At 35.6% G+C, this 23,932-nt stretch carries 21 protein-coding genes; 7 read left to right on the top strand and 14 right to left on the bottom strand.

Annotated elements, in window-relative coordinates:
- From CGC52_RS02405 to lpdA, 6 genes are all read left to right on the top strand, one after another.
- The gene (locus tag CGC52_RS02405) at positions 1-2,544 is read left to right on the top strand and encodes an outer membrane protein assembly factor (protein ID WP_042008755.1); all 2,544 of its coding nucleotides are present in this window, start codon (positions 1-3) and stop codon (positions 2,542-2,544) included.
- Positions 2,545-2,639: 95 nt separating this feature from the next.
- Positions 2,640-3,458, top strand: a complete 819-nt coding sequence (locus CGC52_RS02400) for an OmpH family outer membrane protein (protein WP_095893340.1) — start codon at positions 2,640-2,642, stop codon at positions 3,456-3,458.
- A gap of 57 nt (positions 3,459-3,515) precedes the next feature.
- Positions 3,516-4,049: an OmpH family outer membrane protein gene (locus tag CGC52_RS02395; RefSeq protein WP_095893339.1), complete on the top strand. Its 534-nt coding sequence runs from the start codon at positions 3,516-3,518 to the stop codon at positions 4,047-4,049.
- A 115-nt stretch (positions 4,050-4,164) separates the two neighbouring features.
- Positions 4,165-4,413 (top strand): FeoA family protein, encoded by a 249-nt coding sequence (locus CGC52_RS02390; protein ID WP_042008762.1) that lies wholly within the window; start codon positions 4,165-4,167, stop codon positions 4,411-4,413.
- The gene (feoB, locus tag CGC52_RS02385) at positions 4,410-6,530 is read left to right on the top strand and encodes a ferrous iron transport protein B (RefSeq protein WP_042008764.1); all 2,121 of its coding nucleotides are present in this window, start codon (positions 4,410-4,412) and stop codon (positions 6,528-6,530) included. Before CGC52_RS02390 ends, feoB begins: the two co-directional genes overlap by 4 nt.
- A 137-nt stretch (positions 6,531-6,667) precedes the next feature.
- Positions 6,668-8,071, top strand: a complete 1,404-nt coding sequence (gene lpdA / locus CGC52_RS02380; RefSeq protein ID WP_095893338.1) for a dihydrolipoyl dehydrogenase — start codon at positions 6,668-6,670, stop codon at positions 8,069-8,071.
- A 90-nt stretch (positions 8,072-8,161) separates the two neighbouring features.
- Here lpdA and CGC52_RS02375 read toward each other — a convergent pair whose 3' ends face one another.
- The 4 genes from CGC52_RS02375 to pdxH form a co-directional block, all read right to left on the bottom strand.
- Positions 8,162-8,686: a methylated-DNA--[protein]-cysteine S-methyltransferase gene (locus CGC52_RS02375; protein ID WP_095893337.1), complete on the bottom strand. Its 525-nt coding sequence runs from the start codon at positions 8,684-8,686 to the stop codon at positions 8,162-8,164.
- Complete coding sequence (locus CGC52_RS02370) at positions 8,686-9,255, bottom strand: hypothetical protein (RefSeq protein WP_042008772.1); 570 nt, start codon at positions 9,253-9,255, stop codon at positions 8,686-8,688. Before CGC52_RS02370 ends, CGC52_RS02375 begins: the two co-directional genes overlap by 1 nt.
- On the bottom strand, positions 9,255-10,403 hold the full coding sequence (locus CGC52_RS02365) for a hypothetical protein (RefSeq protein WP_095893336.1): 1,149 nt from the start codon (positions 10,401-10,403) through the stop codon (positions 9,255-9,257). The genes CGC52_RS02370 and CGC52_RS02365 overlap by 1 nt, the downstream gene beginning before the upstream one ends.
- Positions 10,404-10,483: 80 nt before the next feature.
- Positions 10,484-11,131 carry a pyridoxamine 5'-phosphate oxidase gene (gene pdxH / locus CGC52_RS02360; RefSeq protein WP_095893335.1) on the bottom strand — a complete coding sequence of 216 codons (648 nt, stop codon included), beginning with the start codon at positions 11,129-11,131 and terminating at the stop codon, positions 10,484-10,486.
- A 97-nt stretch (positions 11,132-11,228) separates the two neighbouring features.
- Here pdxH and purB point away from each other — a divergent pair, with 97 nt between their 5' ends.
- Positions 11,229-12,563 (top strand): adenylosuccinate lyase, encoded by a 1,335-nt coding sequence (gene purB, locus CGC52_RS02355; RefSeq protein WP_095893334.1) that lies wholly within the window; start codon positions 11,229-11,231, stop codon positions 12,561-12,563.
- Between the two features lie 64 nt (positions 12,564-12,627).
- Here the strand turns inward: purB and rmuC are convergent, their stop codons facing one another.
- The 10 genes from rmuC to CGC52_RS02305 all read right to left on the bottom strand — a co-directional run bounded on the left by rmuC (position 12,628) and on the right by CGC52_RS02305 (position 23,725).
- A complete protein-coding gene (gene rmuC, locus CGC52_RS02350) occupies positions 12,628-13,956 on the bottom strand; it encodes a DNA recombination protein RmuC (RefSeq protein ID WP_095893333.1) in 1,329 nt (442 codons plus the stop codon).
- Positions 13,957-14,153: 197 nt separating this feature from the next.
- Positions 14,154-15,518, bottom strand: a complete 1,365-nt coding sequence (hemN, locus tag CGC52_RS02345) for an oxygen-independent coproporphyrinogen III oxidase (RefSeq protein ID WP_042008786.1) — start codon at positions 15,516-15,518, stop codon at positions 14,154-14,156.
- A gap of 716 nt (positions 15,519-16,234) precedes the next feature.
- Positions 16,235-17,584, bottom strand: coding sequence for an acetyl-CoA carboxylase biotin carboxylase subunit (gene accC, locus CGC52_RS02340; RefSeq protein WP_042008789.1), 1,350 nt, complete (start codon positions 17,582-17,584; stop codon positions 16,235-16,237).
- A gap of 93 nt (positions 17,585-17,677) precedes the next feature.
- A complete protein-coding gene (gene accB, locus CGC52_RS02335) occupies positions 17,678-18,172 on the bottom strand; it encodes an acetyl-CoA carboxylase biotin carboxyl carrier protein (RefSeq protein ID WP_095893332.1) in 495 nt (164 codons plus the stop codon).
- A gap of 50 nt (positions 18,173-18,222) precedes the next feature.
- The gene (locus CGC52_RS02330) at positions 18,223-19,212 is read right to left on the bottom strand and encodes a beta-ketoacyl-ACP synthase III (protein WP_095893331.1); all 990 of its coding nucleotides are present in this window, start codon (positions 19,210-19,212) and stop codon (positions 18,223-18,225) included.
- Positions 19,213-19,403: 191 nt separating this feature from the next.
- A complete protein-coding gene (locus CGC52_RS02325; protein WP_095893330.1) occupies positions 19,404-20,018 on the bottom strand; it encodes a deoxynucleoside kinase in 615 nt (204 codons plus the stop codon).
- 2 nt (positions 20,019-20,020) lie between these two features.
- Entirely contained in the window at positions 20,021-20,518 is a 498-nt protein-coding gene (locus CGC52_RS02320) for an Lrp/AsnC family transcriptional regulator (protein WP_042008799.1), read from the bottom strand.
- A 92-nt stretch (positions 20,519-20,610) separates the two neighbouring features.
- Positions 20,611-21,690, bottom strand: a complete 1,080-nt coding sequence (locus CGC52_RS02315; RefSeq protein ID WP_095893329.1) for a mannose-1-phosphate guanylyltransferase — start codon at positions 21,688-21,690, stop codon at positions 20,611-20,613.
- 155 nt (positions 21,691-21,845) lie between these two features.
- A complete protein-coding gene (locus CGC52_RS02310) occupies positions 21,846-22,367 on the bottom strand; it encodes a porin family protein (RefSeq protein WP_052458347.1) in 522 nt (173 codons plus the stop codon).
- Positions 22,368-22,795: 428 nt separating this feature from the next.
- A complete protein-coding gene (locus CGC52_RS02305) occupies positions 22,796-23,725 on the bottom strand; it encodes an SPFH domain-containing protein (RefSeq protein WP_369800737.1) in 930 nt (309 codons plus the stop codon).
- Positions 23,726-23,932 lie beyond the last annotated feature (207 nt).

Below are 23,932 nucleotides of genomic sequence, written 5' to 3'. Positions count from 1 at the left end.
ATGTCGTTAAAAAAATATATATTCATAGCACTGTCAGCTATCGTGGGGTTAGTAAACGCACAAGAAGAAGAGCGTTTGACGTTGAAAGAAGGGAAAAAATATATTATCGGAGGTGTCGAAGTGATTGGTTCACAGCGGTATAATCCTCAGACTATTTTAGTGTCCTCGGGGTTGAAAGTAGGGGAGGAAATAGTTATCCCTAGCGAGAAATTCAGTGCAATTATCCATAAATTATGGGGATATAAATTATTTAGTGATATTGATATCTATATCCAACGTGTGGAAGGTGATAAGGCTTTTTTAGAGTTGGTAATCAAGGAAATACCATCTTTAGTTACAGCTAAGGTTACGGGAGTACGAACCAAAAAAGGCGAAACTTTGTTGGAAGATGCTAAAATCAAACCAGGAGTTAAAGTGACCGAAAGTTTAATTGCTGATACTAAAAACTACATTATTACCAAGTATAGAAAGGAGGGATATTTTGATACTAAGGTGACTATTGATACCAAGGTTGATACCACTGATGCTAACGGAGTGAATATGCTCATCCATGTTGACAGAGGGAACAAGGTGAAAATAGCAAACGTTAATTTTGAAGGAAATGAAAAATTCTCGGATGCAACTCTCCGAAGAAAAATGAAAAAAACAAAACAACGCTTATTTGGACGCTTTTGGAAACGCTCTAAATACGTAGCTAAGGAATACGATCAAGATTTGGTGTCGCTTATTGATTTCTATAAAGAAAACGGATATCGTGATGCACGAATCACCAAGGATACCGTTGGATATGATGCTGATGGAAAACTCCAAGTAAATATTGCATTGGAAGAAGGTCGTAGATATTATTTTGGAGATATTCGTTTTCTCGGAAACTCAATTTATAGTGATCACGCTTTACATCAGGTTTTAGGTGTAAAAAAAGGAGATGTTTATAATGGAGTGGTGCTAAAAAAACGGGTTAGAGATAATTCAAAACCTGATTCTGATGATATTTACAATTTATATCAAAACAGCGGTTATCTGTTTGCTGATGTTTTTCCAGTCGAAACTTCTGTAGTAAATGACACTATTGATTTTGAGCTAAGAATTAAAGAGGGTAAACCCGCTTATTTTGACAAGGTAACCATCAAAGGTAACTTAAGAACCAACGATCACGTAGTTTATCGAGAACTTCGTACACGTCCGGGCTACTTATATAACAAAGATGCTGTTATCCGAACTGTAAGAGAATTAGGTCAATTGGGTATCTTTGATGCTCAAAATATTTCGCCAAACATCAAAAATCCCGATGAAATTCAAGGGACTGTTGATTTAGAGTATGACCTAACAGAATCAGGTGGAAGTCAAGTGCAATTACAAGGAGGTTATGGAGGAGGTTCTTTCATCGGGACTTTGATACTTTCATTCAATAACTTTTCCATTAGAAAATTGTTTGATAAAGAGGCGTATATGCAAAAAGTTCCGCTTCCGATGGGAGATGGGCAGTCTCTATCAATTAATTTACAAGCAAGTAGATTTTACAGAACTTATGGATTTTCTTTTATGGAACCGTGGTTAGGAGGTAAACAACCAGTTCAATTTTCACTGTCGTTTAACAGAACTGAGCAGTTCGGGTACGACTATCGAACCTACGATGTGGATAAAAGTAGACGAGTTTATATTACAGGGATTAATTTAGGAATAGCAAAGCGTTTGCGAGTACCGGATGATTATTTTCAAATTTCACATTTGTTCAGTTTCAACAACTATGATTTGAAGAATTACTCATTAGGATTGTTCTCTTTCCAAGAAGGAAACTCGAATGCGTTTTCGTACACTATCTCCCTTTCAAGAAACTCAAGTGGCCCTAATCCAATCTACCCAATGACGGGAAGTAATTTCTCGGTGAGTGCTAAAATAACACCACCTTATTCAAAGTTCAATGGAGTTGATTACGCAACGTTAGCAAGTCAAAGGGTTACGGCATTAGCGAACGGAGATATGGCTACTGTTGCGGCGATTGACCAACAGCGTTTCAGCTGGTTAGAGTTCTACAAACTGAAAGCCTCAGGAACGTGGTACACCAACATTGTTGATAAGTTCGTGGTGAAATTAGGTACAGAATTCGGATACTTAGGAGCGTATAACAAGGATAGAGGAATTGTTCCTTTTGAAAGATTCTTTATGGGAGGAGATGGTTTAGGATATTACAACATGGACGGACGTGAAAATATCCAAATGCGTGGATATACTAATTATTCGCTTTCGTCCGATGGAGGAGATAACATATACAATAAATTCTCTTTGGAGTTACGTTATCCAATCACGTTAAAACCGATGGCTTCTATTTATGGATTGGCATTCGCTGAGGGAGGAAATACCTACACAGGTTTTTCTAATTTTAACCCATTCCAGTTGAAGCGTTCGGCAGGATTAGGATTGCGTTTGTTTATGCCGATGTTCGGTATGTTGGGGATTGATTTTGGATATGGATTTGACAAACCATTAGGCTCAAATACCGTGGGGGGATGGCAAACGCATTTTATTTTTGGACAGCAATTCTAATTTGGCATGATATTTTCTGTAGTAGAAAAGGTTATGCGTAATAAATGTAAATCCAAAACTATTAGCTTGATTATCACATTCCTGTTTTGTAAGTGATGAATAAAATTGTAAAAAATATAATCAGTTTAGGTTTGCTCATCGCAACAACGATGCTTTATGCACAAAAAAGTTCACGTATAGGGTATGTCGATATGGATTATGTCCTGTCCAACTTGGAAGAATATCAAGTAGCAAGTGAGCAATTTGCACTTCAAGTAGCTCAGTGGCAGGTTGAAATTGAAAAGCGGGAAGCCGATATTCAGAAAGAGAAACAGAAACTTGACGCTGAAAAATCCTTGTTGACGCCTGAACTCATTAAGGATAAAGAGCAAGAAATCGCCTTATTAGAATATCAGTTAAATGCCTACAAGGAACAGAAGTTTGGAAAGGAAGGAGAGTACTTTACTCAAAAGTTTATGTTAGCTAAACCAATTCAAGATCAGGTGTTTAATATAGTTCAAGAGATAGGGAAGCTCAGAAATTACGACATGGTTTTTGAAAAAAGTGAAGTGTCGATGCTCTACTCTGCCAATCAACACAATTTGAGTAACGTAGTGTTACGGGTCTTAAAACGTAAAGATAATGCAGAGGATAGGAATCGGGATTTTACCGAGTTATTAAAAGAAAGTTACGATTTTGAGTTTGTCGATGAACGAACCAAACGCCAACGTGAAATAGAAAAAGAACGTGCAAAGCTACAGGCTGAACGGCAAAAGGTGTACGAACAAGAACGAAAACGTAAGGCAGAAGAAAAAGCACAGCGAGATCGTGAACGAGAAGCCAAGGTGAAGCAACAACAGCAAGAGCGGGAGGAGCGAATCAAAAAACAACAAGAGGAACGAGAAGCCAGAAGGAAACAGCAAGTAACGAAATAAATAATAAAAACGATTTAAAATAAACAAGACTAATTATTAATTTAACAATTATTAAGGATGATGAGAAACATTAGAACAATTATGGTAGTGTTAGCTCTTATTTTTGGAGCAACATCAATGGCAACTGCGCAAGTGAAAGTAGCACACATTGACGTACAAAAACTTCTTGAAGAAATGCCTGAGAGAAAAGCAGCAGAGGCTCAATTGAAAAAATTGGAGCAAAATTATACCGCTGATATTCAAGCGTCTATCAAAGAACTTCAAACCAAAGCTCAGACCTACCAAAATGAGGCAGCTTCTCTATCTGAAGCTCAGTTAAAAGCAAGACAAGCTGAGTTTGAGAAAAAAGGAGAAGAAATCCAAACGATGGAAAACAATATTCGTCAAGCTGAGCAAAACGCAAGACAAACGTTATTGAAAAAACAACAAGAATTAGTAGAGCCAATTTTGAAAAAAGTGAAAGCTGCTATTGAAAAAGTTGCTAAAGCACAAGGTATCCACTATGTACTTGATTCGAGTGCTGGTTCAGGGGTAATCGTAGCTTCTGGAACAGATTTGTACGAATCAGTGAAAAAGGAGTTGAAATTCTAACACTTAAAAATAATCTAATATGAGGTTGTCTGAAACATTCAGGCAACCTTTTTTTGTATATATATATTTATTACTATATTTGCCTCAAAAAATAAGTCTAAATAAAAGATAAGTTATGGAAAATATTTCCACAGCACATAGAACGACAATTTCAGACCTAAAAAAAGGGGAACGAGGTATTATTAAACATATTGATATTGAGAATGTTCCTTTAAAATTGATTGAATTGGGGTGCTTTGTTGGAAGTGAAGTTATGGTTATTGAGAAATCGTTGTTTGGAAATCCTATCTACGTAAACATGAATAACTCCTATCTTTCTATCCGTAAAGAAATGGCTTCATTAATTGAAATTGAAAAAATATGACAAAAGACAGCATACGAGTGGCTCTTATTGGGAATCCTAATACGGGAAAGACCTCTATTTTTAATGCTCTGACAGGGTTAAATCAGAAAGTGGGGAACTATCCGGGTATTACAGTGGAGAAAAAAATTGGATATTGTAAGCTTTCGGATGGAACAAAAGCAGAAATTATAGATTTACCTGGAACCTATAGTTTGAATGCTAACTCAATGGATGAACGCGTTGCTGTGAATATTCTGTTGAATAAAAAAGGGGAATTGTATCCCGATGTGGTAGCTGTTGTCACCGATGTTGAAAATCTGAAACAAAATATGTTGATTTTCACACAGATAAAGGATCTGAATTTGCCTACAATTTTGATTGTTAATATGGCCGACCGGATGGAAAAACGTGGCATCAGTATTGACATTCAAGCCTTGGAGAAGGAGTTACGAACAAAAGTAGTTTTAGTGAGTACGCGAACAAAAAAAGGATTGAATGAACTAAAAGATGTTATTACTAATTATGCTGAACTTTCAACCGATAAGTTTTTTAATATCAATAGCTTAGATGAAGGGTATTTCACAAGGATAGCAGATTTATTTCCCAAAGAAAATCCATATAAATTGTGGCTAATAATTTCTCATAACGTAGATATTATCGACCAATACAAAGAAATTGATCTCAGTGGTGTAAAAAGTTCAAAATCAGAGAGCGAAATTAAGCGATTGAAACAACGTGAGACCATTTTGCGTTACAAACATATTAATGAAATCTTAAAAAAGACTTATTCCGTTAATCTGGCTGATGCCCGAGGACTTCGTGCTTCACTTGATAAAATTTTGATTCATAAAGTATTTGGATATCTAATTTTTGCACTTATCTTACTGCTTGTTTTTCAGGCCGTTTACGATTGGAGTTCTTACCCAATGGATTGGATTGAAAAGGGATTCGATTGGCTTTCAAGAAAGGCTGAGCAAATCTTGCCCGAGGGAGCTTTGACAAATCTGCTGACTCAAGGAATCCTTCCTGGAATTTCAGGGATAGTTGTGTTTGTACCTCAGATTTCTATTTTGTTTTTCTTTATCTCTCTATTGGAAGAAAGTGGCTATATGAGTAGGGTAGTGTTCTTAATGGATAACCTGATGAAACGCTTCGGACTTAACGGGAAAAGTGTTGTACCTCTCATTTCAGGGGTTGCTTGTGCTATTCCTGCCGTAATGGTTGCCAGAAATATCGAGAGTTGGAAGGAGCGACTTATAACTGTGTTAGTTACTCCTTTTATGACTTGTTCCGCTCGTTTGCCTGTCTATCTGATAATCATTGCATTAGTAATTCCTGATGGTAGTGTTGGCTTTATCAGTTATAAAGCTCTTACTTTATTAGCTCTCTATGTTTTGGGATTTGTGGTGGCATTGTTATCAGCTTTTATTTTGGATAAGATACTGAAAATTAATAAAAATAAAAGTTTTTTCATTGTAGAAATGCCTGATTATAAGATGCCTTTACTACGGAATGTGGGGACTACGGTTTATGAAAAAACCAAAAGTTTTGTGTTGGGAGCAGGAAAAATTATTTTGGCAATCTCTATAATTCTTTGGTTTTTAGGCTCTCACGGTGTTGGCGAAAAATATGAGAATATTGAGGCAGAAGCCGAAGTGCTAGCACAGCAAAATCAATGGGACAAAACAGAAAAGGCTCATTTTGTAGAATCTATGCAGTTGGAATATTCTTATTTGGGATATATCGGGAAAGCCATAGAACCTGTTTTCAAACCTTTGGGATATGATTGGAAGATTAGTATTGGAGTTTTGTCATCATTTGCTGCACGTGAGGTGTTTGTTAGTACCTTGTCATCGATTTACAGTTTAGGAGCCGATTTAGATACGGAAGAGGAGGAGGGAGAACGCACTATTTTGAATAAATTACGAAGCGAAGTTCGTCCCGATGGAACGCCTGTCTACACCTTCGCCACTGGTATTTCCTTATTATTATTCTATGCCTTTGCCATGCAATGTCTCAGTACTATGGCCATTGTTAAACGAGAAACCAACAGTTGGAAATGGACAGTAATACAGTGGTCTTTTATGACAGGCATAGCCTACTTGAGTGCGATGATTGCATTTGTATGGTTGAGTTAGAGAATGCTATGGTAATTAGCTGTTTTTTTCACATACAGTTATTTCGAGAAAAATAACAATGATTGATTCTAAATCCTTGTAATCTTTCTTTTTTATTCGTAAGTTTGTGGTTCTAATACAAAAAATAAAGAAAATATATGAAAAAATATGATGTTGTAGTCATCGGTTCAGGGCCTGGAGGATACGTAGCTGCGATTCGTTCGGCTCAGTTGGGATTTAAAACTGCAATTGTTGAAAAATACAACACCTTAGGAGGTACCTGTTTGAATGTAGGATGTATCCCTTCAAAAGCTTTGTTAGATTCATCACATCACTACGAAGATGCCCTAAAACATTTTGCGGCTCACGGAATTGAAATCACTGGTGAGGTAAAAATCAGTTTAGAAAAAATGATTGATCGTAAAAAGGCCGTAGTAGAGCAAACGTGTGCAGGTATCAATTTTTTGATGGATAAAAATAAAATTGATGTATTCCATGGAGTAGGGAGTTTCGTGAGTAATACCCAACTTAAGATTACGAATGAAAACCAAGTTGAGGAAATTGAGGCAAAATATATCATCATTGCTACAGGTTCAAAACCTTCGACCTTACCATTCATAACCGTTGATAAAGAGAGAATCATAACTTCAACAGAAGCTTTAAAACTTAAAGAAATCCCTAAACATTTGATAGTTATAGGAGGAGGAGTTATTGGATTAGAATTAGGTCAAGTGTATAGACGTTTGGGCGCAGAAGTTTCCGTAGTGGAATATATGGATAGTATTATTCCTACGATGGATAAAGGTTTAGGAAAAGAACTCACAAAGGTACTTAAAAAACAAGGTTTTAAGTTTTACACAAGTCACCAAGTTAAAGAAGTTTCACGTTCAGGTGAGGTAGTAAATGTTAAGGCTACTAATAGCAAAGGCGAAGAAGTTAGTTTGCAAGGGGATTACTGTTTAGTAGCTGTTGGTCGTCGTCCCTATACCGAAGGATTAAATCTTGAAGCGGTAGGAGTGAAAAAAGATGAGCGAGGTAGGGTAGAGGTAAATAGTCATTTGCAAACCTCGGTACCTAATATTTATGCCATAGGAGATGTGGTTCGAGGAGCGATGCTTGCCCACAAAGCAGAAGAAGAAGGGGTTTTGGTGGCTGAGCAATTGGCAGGACAAAAACCACACATTGACTATAATCTCATTCCAGGAGTGGTTTATACATGGCCAGAGGTGGCAGCTGTCGGAAAAACGGAAGAACAGTTGAAAGCTGAAGGAGTTGCCTTCAAAGTGGGTCAATTCCCAATGCGTGCCTTGGGACGTGCCCGAGCGAGCATGGATATTGATGGCTTCGTCAAAATTTTAGCTGATGCAACAACGGATGAAATTTTGGGAGTGCATATGATTGGAGCTCGTGCTGCCGATATGATTGCAGAAGCCGTGACCGCAATGGAATTCAAAGCAAGTGCCGAGGATATCTCTCGTATCAGTCATGCTCACCCAACTTTTACAGAAGCTATTAAAGAAGCTGCTTTAGCAGCAACCGATAATAGAGCGTTACACGTTTGATAAGGGTTCATAAAGTTTATAATCCAAAAAGAGATTGTCTTTTGGAACAATCTCTTTTTGGATTTGTAAAATTAGCTTGTTTTCCGGTTTTTAATACAATATCAGTTGGTTGCTTTCCAATTCAAGTAAAAACTTCTTACGCCAGAGCCCTCCTGCATAGCCTATGAGGGAGCCATTTTGACCAATTACTCGATGGCATGGAACAATAATCGCAACTGGATTCATTCCGTTGGCGGAGGCAACTGCCCGAATCCCCTTGATGTTACCTAAAGTGATAGCTTGTTCTTTATATGAAATCGTTTTTCCGTAAGGAATGTTGAGAAGTGATTCCCACACTCGTTGTTGAAAATCCGTACCGCGAAGATCTAAAGGTAAATTAAACTCGGTGATTTCCTTTGAAAAGTAGGCTTTTAGTTGCTTTTCTAACTCTAAAAATAGAGGTGTTTTTTCTTCAACAATAGAGGCTTGAAAGCATTTTTTTAACTTATCTAATTCTATTTCGGTTTGTTCATTGTCATAAAAATCTAACATACAAACTCCATGGGAAGAAACACATGCTAACAATTCCCCGATGGGTGTGGTTATGTAGCTCTTATAAATGGTGTTTTCTATCATCAGAAATGAAAATTAAATTGAATGTAGCCTATTTTTGCTAACCGACTTTCAAACCATGCTGAAGTTTTTTTCAAGTCGAAAGTATTGTTATCCTTTGTAACACTGTATTTTATAAAGAATCCAGGTTCCGTACATATAGAAAAGTGCTTACTAATTCTATATAAAATTCCAAAAAAAGGATTGATTGCTAGTGTTTTAGTTCGCTGCTTTCGCGAAGTATAATCAATATGCCTTCCCCATAGGTCGATTCCATAGTAGAACGACCAATTTCCACTTTGTTTAAATATTGTTTCTACCCCAATTTTTAGACCAATATCGTAAATGGCATCATCTGTAGTTTCTATTCGATAATCTCCAGCCAAGCGATAACCGAGTTTTTCCTTAGGAGAGTATTTGTATTCAAACAAAAAAGCATTAGCGTCACTCGGAAAGGCCATATTCACGAATTTAGATATACCAATTCCAACCTGATGCTTTTGTGTTGTAACAAAAGAAACATTGCTCTCCTGTTGAGCGAGAGCAATGTTTGCTATAAACAATATTGTAAAAAAAATGATTATTTTATTCATTATTTTCTTCCTTCAAAAAATCTTTTGAAAATCTTTTCTACTCTTTCAGGAAAGTCTGAAACGAAATTCTCAGCTTTCTCTTTTGAACCATCTTCAAAAATCAAATAAGGAATTAATTTTTCAGTATTATCTTTTTCAAGTTTTAAATCAGCTATCTTTTTTGAGTTTTTGAACACCTCTGATTTGATGAATGAGTTAATTTCTTCAGCTGACATATCATCGATGTTCTTTTTGGAACCATAAAGTCCTTTTAAATCAGCTAAACTTCTGATTATTAATTCATTATGAGATATTTCTAAAGTGATTTTTTCGATATCTGATTCTGGATTGATATTTTCAATGTCGGTGTGAGTTAGCTTTACTTCTCCTTTCAATGATGTAGAACACGCGTTTGGAGAACTGAAAACAAAGTCTAATCTGAATATATTTTCACTGGTTTTATTCCATTTTAGATTTGCAGTAAATGGGTTTGCATATGCTTCAATATCTGCTTTTTCAATCATGATTGATTCTCCTGTCTGCATGTATGCGACATCATTTACCTTTATGCTGAAAATTTTAGAAGAATCAACGGTAACTGAAATATTCCCTCTTTTAGGCAACTTAACTTCTTTACCTTCAATTGTGAATGTTTGGTCTGTATAGCCATCTAAAATCAGTGTGGCGTTGTTAGTAGTTGCGTCTTTTTTTGAAGGGAAATGCAAAGTTATGTTATTTCCGTTGCTTTTCTTCCATTTTTTAGATGTATTGTCCCAAGTGTAGACTCCTTTCATTAATTGATAATTAAAAGAGTCATCAAACACATCACCATACTGATCTTCAAAAGCATCAGATAAGATACTCATCCAAGAGTGATTTTCTACTTGAGTATAAACATATTCATAAGGAGGATTTCCGTATGTATGAGTTGTTGTTACTGTTTCGGCAATGGTAAAAAAACTCTCGTAGAAGAAATTAGAAAAGCCTCCATCGTTTAAATCTTTAAGACAATTGTAAAAATTATCAGTTGTTTGCTCAATGAATTGTTTTGCTTCTTCTCGAGATAGCGGAGTTGTGTCATCTTCTTTTCCGTCTTTAGAACAACTCACAAACGTGATTGCAACTAAAAAAGCAATCGTAATTTTTTGTGTCAATCTTGTAAAATTCATAATATATTTTTGTCTGCAAAGGTATTTTTTTTCTGTAGGGCATGAAGTTTTTGTGCTTTTTTTAACAGTTTTTTCTGTTATTATGGTGCTAATCGTTCTATTCTCCAATCATAATCGTCCGTTAGTGTATATCGTATTCGGTCGTGTAAACGATTAGGACGACCCTGCCAAAACTCAATGGATTGTGGACGAACTAAATATCCCCCCCAGTATGATGGACGTAGCACTTCTTTGTTGATGTATTCTTTTTCAAGATTTTCTAGTGTTTCTTCCAAATAGTGACGACTTGAAATCACCTCACTTTGAGGCGAAACTAAAGCTCCTAATTTACTTCCGAGAGGTCGCGATTCAAAATAACCATCAGATAAATTTTCAGGTAATTTTTCAGCTATTCCCTTGATAATTACTTGTCGTTCCATATTAGCCCAAAAAAATGAAAGACATACATTTGGGTGAACTTCAATGGCTTTGCCTTTTTCACTTGAGTAGTTGGTAAAGAAAATAAATCCTTCGTGAGTGTATTTTTTTAGCAATACCACTCGGGCTTTGGGAAAACCGTCCAAGCCTATGGTTGAAACCGTCATTGCATTAGGTTCGTCCACTCCGCCACTTTCTTCTACTTCGTAAAACCACGTTTGAAACAATTGCAATGGATTTTCAGGGATATCATTCTCAACAAGAACTTTTTTATCATAAATTTTTCGGTAATTTCCTAAATCTTTCTCCATAGAATAGTTGTTTTGAGATCACAAAAGTACGTAAAAACCATGAGAGGTAACAAATATTTTTCTATATTTGTACCTTATTTTTAAAACATAAAGCACAATGTCATTACAAGCTATATCTCCTATTGACGGTCGTTATGCCGATAAAACAACTTCCTTGATTCCTTATTTTTCGGAAGAAGCTCTTATTAGATATCGAGTTTTGGTTGAAATTGAATATTTCATTGCTCTTTGTGAGTTGCCATTGCCACAGTTGGAAGGATTCCCTACTGAATTATTTCCTGAATTGAGAAATTTGTATATAAATTTTGATCAAGAGGCAGCAAAGGAGGTTAAAAATATTGAAAAAACTACTAATCACGATGTTAAAGCGGTTGAATATTTTATCAAAGCCGCATTTGACAGATTGAATATTTCCCAGTTTAAAGAATTTATTCACTTTGGTTTAACTTCACAAGATATTAATAATACAGCTGTTCCGCTTTCGCTAAAAGAAGCTACTTCAAATGTTTATTATGTTGAATTACAAGGTGTGATAGATAAATTGGCTCAGTTGATTGATGAATGGAAAGATATTCCACTATTGGCACGCACTCACGGACAACCTGCATCACCCACTCGTTTAGGGAAAGAATTTGAGGTTTTTAAAAAACGTATTGAAGAACAAATAAAACAATTAAAGGCTGTTCCGTTTGCTGCAAAATTCGGAGGAGCCACAGGGAATTATAACGCTCATAAGGTTGCATATCCAGCTATTGATTGGAAGGCTTTTGGAACTCAATTTGTAGAACAAAAATTAGGGCTACACCATTCATTTCCAACCACGCAAATTGAGCATTATGATCATTTAGCAGCAATGTTTGATGCTTTCAAACGTATTAATACCATACTGATAGACTTCAACCGTGATGTATGGACGTATATTTCAATGGATTATTTTAAACAGAAAATCAAAGCAGGTGAAGTAGGATCATCAGCGATGCCACATAAAGTCAATCCTATCGATTTCGAAAATTCAGAAGGAAATCTAGGAATTGCAAATGCCATTTTTGAACATTTGTCTGCAAAATTACCCATTTCTCGCTTACAGCGTGATTTGACCGATAGTACCGTACTCAGAAATATAGGAGTTCCTTTTGGACACACGCTCATTGGACTTAAAGCAACCCTCAAAGGGCTGAACAAATTGCTATTGAATGAAGAAAAAATTCGTTGGGATTTGGAGCAAAATTGGTCAGTAGTGGCAGAAGCTATTCAAACGATCCTGCGTCGTGAAGGTTATCCAAATCCGTATGAATCCCTCAAAGGATTAACACGTACGAACGAAAAAATTAATCAACAAACCATAGCAACGTTCATCGAAACCCTGGAAGTTTCTGACGTTATAAAAGCCGAGTTAAAAGCCATCAAGCCAGAAAATTACACTGGAATTTAGATAAATAATTCAAAAAGAGCTATTTGAGGAATCTAAAACTTTTTTGATTCCTCGAATAGCATTTTTATTCCTCATTCCATTCATCTGTAGGCAAAGCTCTTTTTAAAATAGCTTCGGGTAAGGATTTTTTAGATTTTACCCCCATAGCTCTTAGCCGTTCAACGCTACGTACCAGATTTCCTTTTCCTTCTACAAGTTTATTCATAGCGTTGCTATATTCCCCTTTCGCTTCATCCATTTTTTTACCGATTTTAATCAAATCAGAGACGAAGCCTTCAAATTTGTCATACAAAGCCCCTGCCTGACGCGAAATTTCATAGGCGTTTTCTTGTTGTTTTTGATTTGTCCACATGGAGTCAATGGTGCGAAGAGTAGCCAATAAGGTCGTTGGAGTCACGATTACAATGTTTTGAGCAAAGGCTTTGGTGTAGAGCGATTCATCTTCTTGTAGAGCTACCGCAAAAGCAGGTTCAATGGGAATAAACATCAACACAAAATCAGGACTTTGAGTATATAAGTCCTCGTATTTTTTACTAGAAAGTTGTTCAATATGCCTACGTATGGAATTAGTATGTTGCTTTAAAAATATAGGTCTTTCTTCCTCTGAAGCATTTACAAAACGTTCATAATCAGTAAGTGAAACTTTTGAATCCACAATTATTTTCTTTCCATCTGGTAAGTGAATAACCACATCGGGAATTGCTCGAGTGCCATCTTCACGTACAAATGACTCCTGAACAGTATATTCCCGCCCCTTTTCCAAATTGGATTTTTCGAGTACTTTTTCCAGCACCAACTCACCCCAGTTCCCTTGAATTTTACTGTCACCCTTCAGTGCTTTCGTCAGATTTTCAGCTTCTTTCGTAATTCGTAGATTTTGGTTTTGCAGGTCAATAAGTTGCTGTTTCAAAGCCGAGTGAATACTGATATTTTCCTTTTGGCTGTGTTCTACTTTTTGCTCGAAATCTTTGATTTTTTCTTGCAGTGGATTCAGAATATTCTTTAAATTTTCACGGTTTTGTTCTGTGAATTTGGATGATTTTTCTTCCAAAATTCGGTTAGCTAAATTTTCAAATTCTTTGGTAAACCTTTCTTGAAGCTGTTCAGATTCTTTATCTTTTTCTCTGAGTTTAGTTATCAAGTGATCTTTTTCAACATCCGATTTTGCCAAATCAAGACTTAGCTTCTCTTTTTCTTTTCGGATTTCTTCCTTTTCACCTTTTTCGATTGCTAAACGATTTTCCAACTCTTGAATTGTTCGTTGTTGCAACTCCTCCCGTTCCAAAGTTGTGGAAAGTAAAGAGTTTGTTTTTAATTTATTGATGTAATTTCCGATGAAAAATCCGACAAGTAAACAGAAGAAAATCAGTAATATATATATGATTGCATCCATAAAGAGTGATGTTTTTGTTAAAATTATTTCTACGAAGAGCAAATATACTTTAATCTTTACATAAAACAAAAAGAAAAGGGATAGATTTCACAACCATCCCTTCTCAAATCACTAACTAAAAAACTCAATCACTATGATTACTTTATAACATTCAACGAAGTTTCTTAAAAAGAAGCTAACATTTTTATTTATATCTGTTATACAGTCATACTAAAAATTTTTGTATTCGGTATATTCCGCTGTAAACGTAGATCAAACGCCATACACAAATTCCTCACAAAAGGTCTTCCCTCATTGGTTACTCGTATGCTTTTCTCCCTCAGCTCAATAAGACCGTCACTGACCATTTCATTTAATTTTGACTTAATAGACTCTATTTCAGAGGTGTACATTTTGTCTTCTTCCCATGAAGTATTGAAATGACACATCAAATTTAGGATATGCTGACGGATAATTAGATCTTCTTCATTTAAGATATGTCCTCTAAAAACAGGGATCTCATTCCGCTGGATCCGTGCGTAATAATCCTCCAAATCTTTCTCATTTTGAGCAAATCCGTACCAGCTATCACTGATAGAGGACATTCCTAAACCAATCATTACCTGGGTTTTTGAGGCTGTGTACCCCATAAAATTTCGGTGTAAGCTGTTGGTTTCAAATGATTTGTACATTGAATCAGTTGGTAAAGCAAAATGATCCATACCTATTTCAACATATCCTGCATCTATCAAATGTTTCTTGCCAGTTTCGTAGAGTAACCGCTTCTCCTCCCCCGAAGGCAGGTTGCTCTCATCAAATCCCCGCTGTCCACTACCTTTAATCCAAGGAACATGGGCATAGCTATAAAACGCAATCCTATCAGGGTGCAAACTATTCGTTTTATCAATAGTAAACAGTACGTCGTCAAGAGTCTGGAAAGGCAATCCGAATACTAAATCATGGCTCACGGACTTATATCCTATTTTTCTTGCCCATTCTGTAACTTTTTTTACGTTTTCGAACGGTTGTATGCGATGAATTGCCTTTTGAACTTTTAAAGAATAGTCTTGAACTCCAAAACTTACTCGTTCGAATCCTAAACTGTACAAAACTCTTAAATGAGTCTCTGTAGTGTTGTTAGGATGTCCTTCAAAGCTAAATTCTTTATCCTTAGCAATGTCAGCATATTCAAAAATGCCCTCAAGCAAACGTTTTAACTCTTCTGGTTTAAAGAACGTTGGTGTGCCTCCTCCCAAATGAATCTCTTTAATGAGAGGTTTTTCTTGCAACACATCTAAATATAATTTCCATTCTTTCAAAACAGCATCAATATAAGGACTCTCCATTTCGTGTCGTTTGGTGATGCGTTTGTGACATCCGCAGAAAGTGCATAAACTTTCGCAAAATGGCAAATGGATATAAAGGCTGATTCCCTCTGTTTTGTTGCTTTCGTGAAATGATCTTTTTAGACTATTTAGCCATTTATCATTCGAAAAAGATTCATTATCCCAATATGGAACCGTTGGATAACTCGTGTAACGCGGCCCCGCAACGTTGTATTTTTGTATAAGTGAAACAGTCATACTTATCAAGTACCCCGCAAAAATAGGGGAGTTTATGTTAATAAAAAATGATATATATCAGTTAGTTATAAAAAAAGATTTTTTGTACTCTTTTTTGGTTGATAATTTTGATTTTTATCACATCCAATGATGGAATTTTACAATTTTTAAAAAAAATGATGAAATTGTATTCGTAATATTTTGATTTTCAATTGTTAATTTATGACTTAATATTATATCTCTAACTTACGTATTAAAAAATAACAATATTATTTTATCAATCTAGCAATGTTTTAAATTTATTGAGTTCAGTACTTAATTGTATATATTTTTTAATGGTTCAACACTGGTTTTTCAGTATTTTGACCGTTTTTCATCGGCATTGGAGATTTGGCGTTAAGAAAATCAGTGAATAAAGCGTGAAAATTTTCCGTTGTTCGAATCGACCGCAGGAAGCAAGTTTCGAAAATTTGTCGGAAGCCGACTGCTTATTTTTTAATGCTCGTGCGGCTCGCACTTTTGATTCTTTTCGTCTAAGGAAAAGAACAGTGTATGAAAATAAATAATGAACTCAATAAATTTATATTTTTTACTTAATACGAATTTTAGTTGATTTTTGTGTTGATTACAAAGGTAAATAAAAATATTGAATAAAAAAATCGACCACACGCCTGAGTTAAAGTTTTTTATCAGAGGTGTAGCCGAAGTTTTATTTGAGCGATATCTAATTAACAACCTTATTCTCTTGGAGTTTTCATCTTGAAAGTTTCCATAAATTTGGTAGTGTAATTACCTGCGATATAATCAGGGTCGTCCATCAATTGTAAGTGGAATGGAATGGTTGTTTTAACGCCCTCTACCACAAATTCATCCAATGCACGTTTCATTTTAGCAATGGCCTCTTCACGCGTTTGTGCCGTAGTGATTAATTTAGCGATCATTGAATCATAATTTGAAGGAATCACATATCCGCTGTAAACGTGTGTGTCCAAACGGACTCCATGTCCGCCTGGAGCATGTAAGGTAGTGATTTTTCCAGGGGAAGGACGGAAATCGTTATATGGATCTTCAGCATTAATACGACATTCAATAGAGTGTAATTTAGGTAGATAATTTTTACCCGAAATAGGTACACCTGCGGCAACTAATATTTGTTCTCGAATCAAGTCGTAGTCGATAACTTGCTCAGTAATAGGGTGTTCTACTTGAATACGAGTATTCATCTCCATGAAGTAGAAATTACGATGTTTGTCTACGAGAAATTCTACAGTACCTGCTCCTTCATATTTGATATATTCAGCAGCTTTTACGGCAGCTTCCCCCATTCGTTTACGTAGGTCGTCTGTCATAAAAGGCGATGGGGTTTCTTCGGTTAGTTTTTGGTGACGACGTTGCACCGAGCAATCTCTTTCAGAAAGGTGACAAGCTTTACCATATTGATCTCCAACAATCTGAATTTCAATATGACGAGGTTCTTCGATGAGTTTTTCCATGTACATGCCATCATTTCCGAAAGCTGCTCCTGCCTCTTGTTTAGCGCTGTCGAGGGCTTTTTCCAAATCTTCTTCTTTCCAAACTGCACGCATTCCACGTCCACCACCTCCAGCGGTAGCTTTTAACATTACAGGATATCCCATTTCCTTAGCTACTTTTTTAGCATGGTCGAGCGATTCAATGAGCCCATCAGAGCCTGGAACCGTAGGTACACCTGCTGCTTTCATGGTTGCTTTTGCAGTAGCCTTATCACCCATTTTTTCAATCATCTCAGGGGAGGCACCAATGAATTTAATTCCGTGTTCTGCACAAATTTTTGAAAATTTTGCATTTTCCGATAAAAATCCATACCCTGGGTGAATAGCATCAGCATTTGTAATTTCTGCAGCAGCGATTATATTAGGTATTTTTAAGTAAGAATCTTTGCTGGCGGGAGGTCCGATACAAACGGCTTCGTCAGCAAAACGAACATGCAAACTATCAGCATCAGCAGTGGAATAGACAGCCACCGATTTGATACCCATTTCACGACACGTACGAATGATACGCAAAGCGATTTCTCCTCGGTTTGCAATTAATATTTTTTTAAACATAGTATTCAAATTTACGAGTTATTTAAACTATAATCATTTAAGTTGTTACTAATTAAATCGTTATAGTTCAAAAAGGTGAAATGCTTATCTTAATTAAGAAGGATCTACTAAGAACAATGGTTGGTCAAATTCAACAGGTGATGAATCGTCTACTAAGATTTTCACTACTTTTCCAGAAACTTCTGATTCGATTTCGTTGAATAATTTCATAGCCTCAATGATACAAAGTACATCACCCTTGGCTATAGTGGAACCTACCTCAACGAATAATGGTTTGTCTGGACCTGGTCGTCTGTAAAAAGTTCCAATCATTGGTGATTTTACAACGATATATTTGTCATTATCAGTATTTGCAGTTGGTTTTGATTCAGCAGGATCAGCAGAGGTTGTAGGTGTTACTACAGCTTGTTGTACAGGTATCTGAGGCACTGCAGATATAGGCATTTGTTGAACAAATACTTGCTCTCTAGCACTTTCATCAGGGTTGGTTTTGATAGTGATTTTAATATCCTCCATTTCAAGTTTCACTTCACTTGCCCCCGATTTGGCAACAAATTTGATTAGGTTTTGAATGTCTCTTAAATCCATAAGTATTCGTTATTAGATTATTGTCGTAATTATTTATGTTCTTAAATCATTTAGTAAGCCCATTTGAGGTAAACAGCTCCCCAAGTGAATCCTCCACCAAAAGCTGCTAACACAATGTTATCCCCTTTTTTGAGTTGTTTTTCGTAATCATTTAGCACTAATGGGAGTGTTCCAGAGGTTGTATTTCCATATTTCTGGATGTTTACCATCACTTTATTTTCCTCCAAACCAATGCGTTGTGCAGTAGCGTCAATGATACGTTTGTTTGCTTGATGAGGAGCTAACCATTGTATGTCGTCTTTTGTCAGGTTGTTGCGTTTCAGAATTTCCTCTGCCACTCCTGACATCCCAGAAACGGCATACTTGAAAACTGTTTTTCCGTCTTGGAAAACAAAATGTTCTTTGTTTTTTAGTCGTTCCTCGGTTATGGGATAAAGTGAACCACCTGCTTTAGTGTACAGGTAATTTCGCCCGATGCCATCACTTTTTAGAATTTCATCTTGTACACCGAATCCTTCAAAATTAGGCTCAAAAAGAGCTGCTCCAGCTCCATCTCCAAAGATGATACACGTGGCACGGTCTGTATAGTCAATTATAGACGACATTTTGTCGGCTCCAATTAGTAATACTTTTTTGTATCTTCCTGATTCAATGTATCTTGCAGCTACTGATGTTCCGTACAAAAAACTTGAACAAGCAGCTTGTAAATCAAAAGCAAATGCATTAGTAGCCCCAATTTCAGTAGCTACATAAGGCGCCGTTAACGCTACAGGCATATCTGGCGTTGCAGTAGCTAAAATAACTAAGTCAATCTCTCTAGGGTCTACACCTTTTTTATTGATTAAATCTTCTGCAGCTTTTATGGCCAAATAGGATGTTCCTTTATCAGGGTCTTTTAAAATGCGCCTTTCCTTAATTCCTGTTCGAGTAAAAATCCATTCATCGTTGGTTTCAACCATTTGTTCTAACATTTCGTTAGACAACACATAATCAGGAACATATCCTCCAATAGCTGTGATAGCAGCATTTATCTTTGTCATAGTAATTACAATACGTTTGAAATATTTTTACTTGAGATTGTTATGAAAACATTCGCAAAGATACATATTTTCTTAGATAATACGGTAAAAAAGATAGTTTTTTTCGAGTACTTAGATTCAACCTCAGCTGTATACTATCGAAATATACCATGCCAATCAAGCATAAAGATTTGCTTATAGAAAGGGGGCATTTAAAACAATCCGTACAATACTGCGTCTATTTTATTAATAATCACACCCAAATCTTCGGGATTATCTACAAAATCAACGTTATCCACATCAATTATAAGTAATTTGCCCTTGTCGTATCCTTTTATCCATTGCTCGTAGCGTTCGTTCAGTCGGTTTAAATAGTCGATTGAAATAGAGCTTTCATAGTCTCGTCCTCGCTTGTGAATTTGTTTCACTAAGTTAGAAATGGAACTTCTTAGATAGATTAATAAATCAGGAGCAGATACCAGTTTTTCCATCAGTTGAAAAAGAGAACTATAATTGTCAAAATCACGTCCGCTCATTAATCCCATTTCGTGTAAATTGGGAGCAAAGATGTGGGCATCTTCGTAGATAGTGCGATCCTGAATAATGTCGTTGCCTTTCTCACGAAAATCTAAGATTTGCCGAAAGCGACTATTCAAAAAATAAATTTGCAGATTGAAACTCCATCGCTCCATTTGATTGTAAAAGTCATCTAAATATGGATTGTCAACAACGTCTTCATAATGAGCTTCCCAATGGTAATGTTTTGCCAAAAGAGTTGTTAAGGTCGTTTTCCCTGCACCGATATTTCCTGCAATAGCGATATGCATCTTTATTGATTTTTTAGATTAAACTCCGATTCATCACGCAAACACTTAATCATTGATGTGTTTTTGATTTCCTTAATTACAAAGGAACTTTGGATGTTTGAAATGATTTCTAATTTTGATATTTTATGTACGACAAACCGCTGATATTCTTCCATGTCATTTAATACTAATTTTAACAAGAAATCGTAGCCTCCCGCCATATAGGAAGCCTCCAACACTTCGTCAAGGGTACTGATGTATCGTTCAAACTCTTCAAAAAGTTCGCCTTGATGTCTAAGTAATTTCACCTGACAATAGGCTATTAGTTTCTTACCTAAGAGTTTTCCATTAACAACAGCAACGTAGTTGGAAATGTAGCCCAGTGATTCTAATTTTTTGATTCGTTCATGGACTGGTGTGATGGAAAGTCCTACTTTTTCAGCTAACTTCTTGATGGATTGCTTACTGTCCTGCTGCAATTCATCTAAAAGCATTAAGTCGGTATAATCTAATGTGTACATAATGTAAAGGTTTTTTAATTAGGTTTCGTGAAAAAAAAATAAAACATCAAATGAGAGAAAATGTCTTGTAATACAACATAAATTGAGTATAATTACCCCCAATGTTCTCCAAAATTATTTTTTACTTTTGCTACGATTTCTTTGATATTTTGTTCCTTTTCTTTTGGATATATTAAAAGAATGTCTTTTTTGTCTACAATTATGTAATCGTCAAGCCCTTCAATGATAACCATTTTATCAGTTTCCGTACGGACAATATTTTTTTCTGAATTAGAAAACAATACTTTAGCATTGACTGCCACGTTCTGTTGATTATCCTTAGGGAGCTTTTCATAGAGTGATCCCCATGTCCCCAAATCATTCCAATCAAAACGGGCAGGTAATACGAAAATATTCGTTGAAGGCTCCAAAATAGCATAATCTACCGAAATATTGGTTGCTTTTGGATAGTTTACCTTAATAAAATCAAATTCTTTTTCTGTATTATAGAATTTTTCCCCCTCTTTAAATAGCTCGTAAAGTGTGGGTTTGTAGGTTTCAAAAGCTTTTAAAACACTGCCTACATTCCATATGAAAATTCCTGCATTCCAAAGAAAATTGCCTTGAGTCAAAAAATCTTTAGCTGTTTCGTAATTAGGTTTTTCTCTGAATTTACAAACTTTTTTGATGTTGTTATTATCACTTTTGTCATACTGTATGTAGCCATAACCCGTATTCGGAAAGGTAGGAACAATTCCTAGAGTCATAAGTATATCTTGACTTTGTGAATTTCCAAAACATTCCAGAACATTTTCTGTAAATTCAGCCTCATCTTCAATCCAGTGGTCACTCGGAGCTACAATCATTACTGCATTAGGATTCCTTGTTTTTATTTTCATAGCCGCATAGAGTATGCAAGGAGCAGTATTTCGCATAGCTGGTTCTAAAACAATGTTTTGTGTAGCGATATCTGGAATTTGGTCTTTTATCAACTCTTCGTATCGTTCGTTAGTTAAGATGAGAATATTTTCTTTGGGAATAAACTTACTCAATCGAGAAAATGTTCTCTGTAGTAAGGTTTCTCCTATTCCCAGCATATCGTGGAATTGTTTTGGATAATTTTCCGTACTCACAGGCCAAAAACGAGAACCTACTCCCCCTGCCATAATAACCCCATAACGATTCTGTTGCATAGCTAATATTCTTGATATAGTTAATTAAATTACTCAGCAAAGATATATATTTTTTTCTAACGAAAGTAGATTCATTAGAAAAATATTAATAAAAAATCCAAAAAAGAAAAGTTTATTTCTTTCTTGGATTTAGTATGTTGGTGTAAAAACAGGACTTATAAAAGTTTAAATCCAGCTCCTATTTGAATAACATTGCTACGTCCTCCTGCTATGGTTATATCGGAAAGCCCCATCACATAACGTGCGTAAAATACGAACGCAGGAATGTTAATCTCAATTCCCAAAGCTAAATCAATAGGAGATTTTTTCAAGAGATCTTGGTATTTTTCGTCTGAGTTTGCAAGGAAACTAAATTGAGGTCCCGCTTGAATGTAAAGTGTTTTTAAAGGAGTTACCTCAAATAGGACAGGAACACTGATATAGTCCAAATTCGATTTTTTAAATGATAATCGGTTGTAGAGTACTTCTCCTTGTACCTGTAATTGATCCAGAATGCCTATTCCTAAGAAGGCTCCTGCGTGGAATCCAGTATTTAAATCGTTTTTGATATCTTTTACATCTGAAATTTTCTGCAGATTGAGCCCTGCTTTCACTCCTAAATCAATGCTCTGAGCATACATCTGTACTGTGCTAAGTGTTCCGAAAAACACTGAAGCGATAATAATAAATCTTTTCATAGTATTCTTTTTTATTTTGAATTATATTTTGAGCAAAATTAAAAAATAAAATAATAAAATCAAAATAATAGTTAAAGAAAAGTTTCAAATTTTAGTTGCAAAGCATTGAACTTTCTTCTCATCTATAGGCTATTATGGATACATATCAAAAGAATTTCTATGAAAAAGATTATTTTCAAGTGTTTACACTGTCAAATGATGTTTTTTTTTAATGGGAGAGAAAATAATTTTGAGTATAATATGCTTAAATTCAAAATAATATACTCGGTCACGCTAATGTTTTTAATTGAAAAGTTTGGTTTTTCTTGAAGGTGAGTGTCGTTGACGTAATTTATAGATGTTTAAAAATCAGTTTAATTTATTCACACTCCGACTCTGAAACTATGGTATAGTTATTCGAGTCGAAGTGTTATTTGTGTCTTGATTTCCTACGATTTTGATTTACTATCTTGATTCTTCATTTTTTCGGCTATTTGATTTGATGCCGTGAATGAAGTAATCATATTGTTCAGCATATCGCTTCCTGCTTGTGGAGAATTTGGCAATAAAATCAGATTGCTATTTGTTTGTTGTCCAACGGCTTGAAGTGTGTCATAGTGCTGCGTAACAACAATCAAAGCTGAAGCTTCCTGTGAACTAATTCCAACTTTGTTTAGTACGTCCACACTTTCCACCAAACCACGAGCAATTTCGCGTCGCTGATCAGCGATTCCTTGTCCTTGCAAACGTTTACTTTCCGCTTCGGCTTTTGCTTTTTCTACAATTAGAATCCGTTGAGCATCTCCCTCATATTGAGCAGCAACTTTCTCACGTTCGGCAGCATTGATTCGGTTCATTGCCGATTTTACCTGTGCATCAGGGTCAATGTCTGTGACTAAAGTTTTGATGATGTCATAACCATAGGTTTCCATCGCTTCTTGTACCTCTCGTTTTACAGCAATAGCAATATCATCTTTTTTAACAAAAACATCGTCCAAACGCATTTTTGGTACTTCAGCACGAACCACGTCAAACACATAACTCGTAATTTGGTCGTGAGGATATTCTAATTTGTAAATCGCATCATACACCTTATCTTTAATAACCACATACTGTACCGAAACTTTTATTTTAACGAATACATCATCTAAAGTTTTAGTTTCAACAATGACATCTAATTGTTGTATTTTTAGACTAATACGAGCTGATATTTTGTCGATAATTGGAATTTTGATTTGCAAACCCGAATGACGAATACTTTGGAATTTGCCAAAACGTTCAATCGCAACTGCAGTTTGTTGTCTTACTGTAAAGAACATTCCAAAAAAAACGATTAGTATCCCTATGATTAAGGGAAGCGAAGAGAATAGATTTTCCATAAAAAATAAATTGTTTAATAAAATTGTTGGCTAATATACAACTTTTTTCGAGAATTACAATAGTCTACAAAATATTTTATGCTTGTATTTTTGTCTTTTTTAGGTTGTTTCGCATTCTTTATTAAGGCGTAGCTACAGCAGAGATAAGACTGAAATTAGACGGTGAAAAGTTCAAAAACTTTATTCTATTCCTGTTAACATTGTAAG

This window comes from Capnocytophaga sp. H2931 (assembly GCF_002302535.1).
GTDB lineage: Bacteria > Bacteroidota > Bacteroidia > Flavobacteriales > Flavobacteriaceae > Capnocytophaga > Capnocytophaga canis.
This window is presented reverse-complemented; position numbering and strand designations above follow the sequence as displayed.